Source organism: Sphingomonas bacterium, from assembly GCF_903643035.1.
In the GTDB taxonomy this organism is placed as follows: Bacteria; Pseudomonadota; Alphaproteobacteria; order Sphingomonadales; family Sphingomonadaceae; genus Sphingomonas.
Genome location: NZ_CAHJWW010000268.1, coordinates 1 through 3795 on the forward strand (window position 1 = coordinate 1; position 3795 = coordinate 3795).

General features: G+C 72.5%; 4 protein-coding genes. All 4 read right to left on the bottom strand.

The features are described from left to right. Positions 1–693: glycosyltransferase (locus tag HUV01_RS13560; protein WP_174298750.1), on the bottom strand; the 693-nt coding region annotated here is incomplete at its 3' end. A 288-nt stretch (positions 694–981) separates the two neighbouring features. Continuing rightward, positions 982–2019, bottom strand: coding sequence for an LLM class flavin-dependent oxidoreductase (locus tag HUV01_RS13565; RefSeq protein ID WP_174298751.1), 1038 nt, complete (start codon positions 2017–2019; stop codon positions 982–984). Next, positions 2019–2948, bottom strand: a complete 930-nt coding sequence (locus HUV01_RS13570) for an ATP-grasp domain-containing protein (RefSeq protein ID WP_174298752.1) — start codon at positions 2946–2948, stop codon at positions 2019–2021. Before HUV01_RS13570 ends, HUV01_RS13565 begins: the two co-directional genes overlap by 1 nt. A 155-nt stretch (positions 2949–3103) precedes the next feature. Then, the coding region (locus HUV01_RS13575; protein WP_174298753.1) for an aminotransferase class V-fold PLP-dependent enzyme at positions 3104–3795 on the bottom strand (692 nt) is incomplete at its 5' end.

Genomic DNA, 3795 nt, shown 5'->3' on the forward strand with positions numbered 1-3795 from the left:
GCCGCAGCGGCGCGACGAGGTCGCGACCAGCGCCGCGGGCTCACGCCGGACGCGCAGGCCAAGCCGGTGCGCGCGGTCGACGATCAGCGCGTCCTCGCCCGAGGGCACCGGGTCGAACCCGCCCAGCGCGCGGAACGAGTCGGCGCGGAAGGCGAGGTTCGCGCCGCCGGTATGATGGTGGCCGGGCGCCGGGTCCCACGCGACCGGATCGATCGTGCGGCGGTGGGCGTGCAGTCTGTCGTAATAGCGTTCCACCGCGTCCTGCGCCGCATCGTGCGGGCTGCCGGCGCGGATGATGCGTCCCGCGACCAGGTCGGCGTCGGCCAGCGCGCGGACGATCGCGGCCAGCCAGTCGGGCGCGGGGACGCTGTCGGCATCGGTGGTGACGAGCAGCGCCGCGCCGCTCGCCTGCGCCAGCTTCATCGCCACGCGGCGGGCACGACCGGCGTTGGGTTCGCCGCGGGGAACGGCGTGCGCGACGACCGCAAACGGCGTCCGCCAGCCGCGCACCAGCGCCTCGCTCTGGTCGGTGCAGCCGTCGAGGAGGAACGCGACCGTCACGCGCGACCCGTCGATCCCGCGCTGAGTATCCAGCGCGCCGAGCAGGCGCGGCAACAACGCCTGCTCGTCCCGCACGGGGATGCCGATCGCGATCGCTGGCGCTGTGGCCGTGGCTGTGGCGGGGAGGGTCACGCCCGCGCGCGTCGGCGAGGCGCGCGACGCTGTCAACGGGCGGGACGTGCCGGGCTGATCTGCATCAATGCGACGGGTCGGACGACGGAAGCGGGGGGCAAGGCGAGCAGCGGCCCCACCATCATTCCGGCCGCGACGCCGGGGCGCCGCAACCGGAACAACGCACCCTCCTCCTCGACGGTCCGGCCGCTGACGGGCCGGTACCAGCGGATGATCCGGTGCTAGGCGCGACCATGTTCATCCGCCAGTCACTTTCGCGAGTAGCTGCTGTTTTTATGGGCATGTTGCCTAAACAACACGCAGCTCCACCGGCGCCGTGCGCATCACCTGAGCGGCGAACCGCTCCATCTCTTCGGCCTGCGGGCTCATCTGAAGCAGGAGCAGGTCGAGCCCGTGATGCTCGTATTCCGCGATCCGCTCGCGCAGCTGCTCGGGCGTGCCGACCAGATTTGGGCGCAGCCCGCGGTTGGAGACGGCGTATTCCTGCAGCTTCAGCTCGCGTTCCAGCTGCGTGCCCGACAGCCACTGGTCGAAATTGGCATAGCCGGCGGGCAGGTCCGCGACCGCGGTGATCCGCGCCAGCTCGCGTTTCGCCTCGGCTTCCGAGTCGCGCACGATCGCATAGGCGGCCATGCCATAGGTCATCGCCGGCCTGCCCAGCGCCGCGCGCCGCGCCGCCATGTCGGCGATCCTGGGCGCGATCGCCTCGGGCGGGTCGCCGTGCATGACATAGGCGTCGCACTGGGCCGCGATCATCGCCTTGGCGCGCTCGCTCTCGCCGCCCGCGTAGATCACCGGCGGGCGGGCGGGCTTGGGCGCGCAGATCGCGTCCCGAAGATGGTAGAACTGCCCGTCCAGGCTGAACCGCTCCTGCGTCCACAGCCCCTCGACCACGCGCAGCCACTCGGCGGTGCGCGCGTAGCGGTCGTCGTGCTGGTCGAACTGCAACCCGTACTGCCTCGCCTCGTCCGCCCACCAGGACGACACGACGTTGAGGCTGAGCCGCCCGCCCGAGATCCGGTCGATGTTCGCCGCCGCCCTGGCGAACAGCGCGGGCTGGTGGAAATTGGGGCGGACCGCGACCATCAGCTCCAGCCGCTGCGTCACCGCCGCCAGCGCCGCTGCCGTCGACCAGGCATCGAGCGCAGGCTCGGTCACGCCCTTGATGTCGTTGAGGTTCAGCTCGGCGATCAGCGTGAGGTCATATCCCCACCGTTCGGCATCGATCGTCAGGCGGCGGGCGTAATCCCAGCTCGCCTCCATCCCCTCGTCCGCCACGTTGCGCAGCCAGCCGCCGAACACCGGCATCCAGAACCCGTAGCGCATCAGCGGCTCTCCTCGATCACCCAAATAAGGTAATCCACGAGCCGGTCGTGCGGGTCCCAGCCCAGCACGTCGAGCGGCCGGGCGACGAAGTTGGACAGCGCGTTGACGTCGTAGAAGCGGGGCACGCCGTCGCGGTCGTCGACCATCACCTCCACCCCGCCGACGTCGAGGTCCATCGCGCGGGCGATCCGCTCGGCGGCGTCGACCAGTTCGGGCGCGGGCTGGCAAGCGGTCATCGGGATCGGCTGGCCGGGCGCGACGCAGGCGTCCGCCGGGCACAGGTCGAACGCGCCGCCGCCACGCACGTCGAGCGCGTAGAGGAAGCGCCGGTCGAGCGTCTCGATCCGGACCGTCGCGCCGTCGCGCGCGGGGACGTAGTCCTGCACCAGCAGCACGCCGTCGATGCTGGTCGGCAGGCCGCCATCGGCGACCGTGGCGCGCAGTTCGGCCATCGAGTCGAACCGGACGATGCCGGCGCCCGAGCCGCCGATGTTCGCCTTCACCACCAGCGGAAAGGAGAGGGTCGCGGCGGCGGCCGCCACGTCGGCGGCGCGGTGGACCACGCGCGTCTCCGGGATGCCGAGGCCGAGCGAGGCGAGGAGCGACAGCTGCCGCGCCTTGGACGCGTCGACCGCCAGCACGTCCGGCCCGTTGACGACCCGCGCGCCCGCTCGTCGCCAATGGTCGAGCAGGGCGGCGGCGTGGAAGATCGGGTGCTCGACGCCGCCCGCGCGCCCACCCGTCCCGGCTCGCAGGAAGCTCGACATGGCGATGCGGTTGAACGCGACCGGCGCGGGCGGCGCGCGGTCGGCCGGGTTCCAGTGCCCGTCGGGCGTGAGCGCGGCGTACCCCACCCCGCGCCGGTCGAGCGCGGCGAACAGCGGGCGGAACCAGTCGGGGTGCTCGTAGAGGATCGCGAGGTCGGTCATGGTGAGAGTCTAGGAGGATCGTGGGGCGAAGGCGACCGTCTTGCCCCCCGACCGTCACCCCGGACTTGTTCCGGGGCCTAGCGCGGTGCGCGCATCGCCGCCCGCAGCGCGCGTCGCAACCCTGGATCCCGGAAGTCCGGGATGACGAAGGCGGATCACAGCTCGCGCAGCGCCGCCACCAGCCGGTCCACCTCGTCCGCGGTCGAATAATGGCACAGCCCGACGCGCACGAGCCCGCCCGCCGCCTCCAGCCCCAGCCGGCGGATCACCTCCACCGCATAGAAATGCCCGGACCAGGCGAAGATGCCGCGCCCCGCCAGGTGCTCCGCGACCGCGTCGGGATTATGGCCCGCCAGCGTGAAGCCGAACGTCGGCACGCGCCCCGCCATCGTCGGCGGGCCGTACAGTTTCAGGCCGGGGATCGTCCGCAGCCCTGTCAGCAGCCGCTCGCCCAGCACCTCCTCATAGGCTTCGCAGCCCGCCATCGCCGCCGCCAGCGCCGCGCGCCGGTCGTTGACGCCGGGCGACAGCGCGCGGCCGAGCCATTCGAGATAGTCGATCGTGCCGACCGCGCCGCCCATCGCCTCGAACGACGGGGTCCCCGTCTCGAACCGGTGCGCGCCCTCGTTGCCCGCCGGGCGGACCTTGTACGCGTCGATCGTCGCGGCGAGGTCGCCTCGCACCCACAGCACGCCCAGATGCGGCCCGAACAGCTTGTACGGCGAAAAGGCGAGCAGGTCGCAGCCGAGCGCGGCGACGTCGGTCGCGACGTGCGGCGCGGACTGCACCGCGTCGACGTGGACCAGCGCGCGCGGGCCGTGCGCACGCACCACGCGCACGGCGCCCG

Excerpts from the sequence above, each read along its gene's own strand:
- HUV01_RS13565 (WP_174298751.1), bottom strand. The coding sequence starts at position 2,019 with ATGCGCTACGGGTTCTGGATGCCGGTGTTCGGCGGCTGGCTGCGCAAC.
- HUV01_RS13570 (WP_174298752.1), bottom strand. The coding sequence starts at position 2,948 with ATGACCGACCTCGCGATCCTCTACGAGCACCCCGACTGGTTCCGCCCG.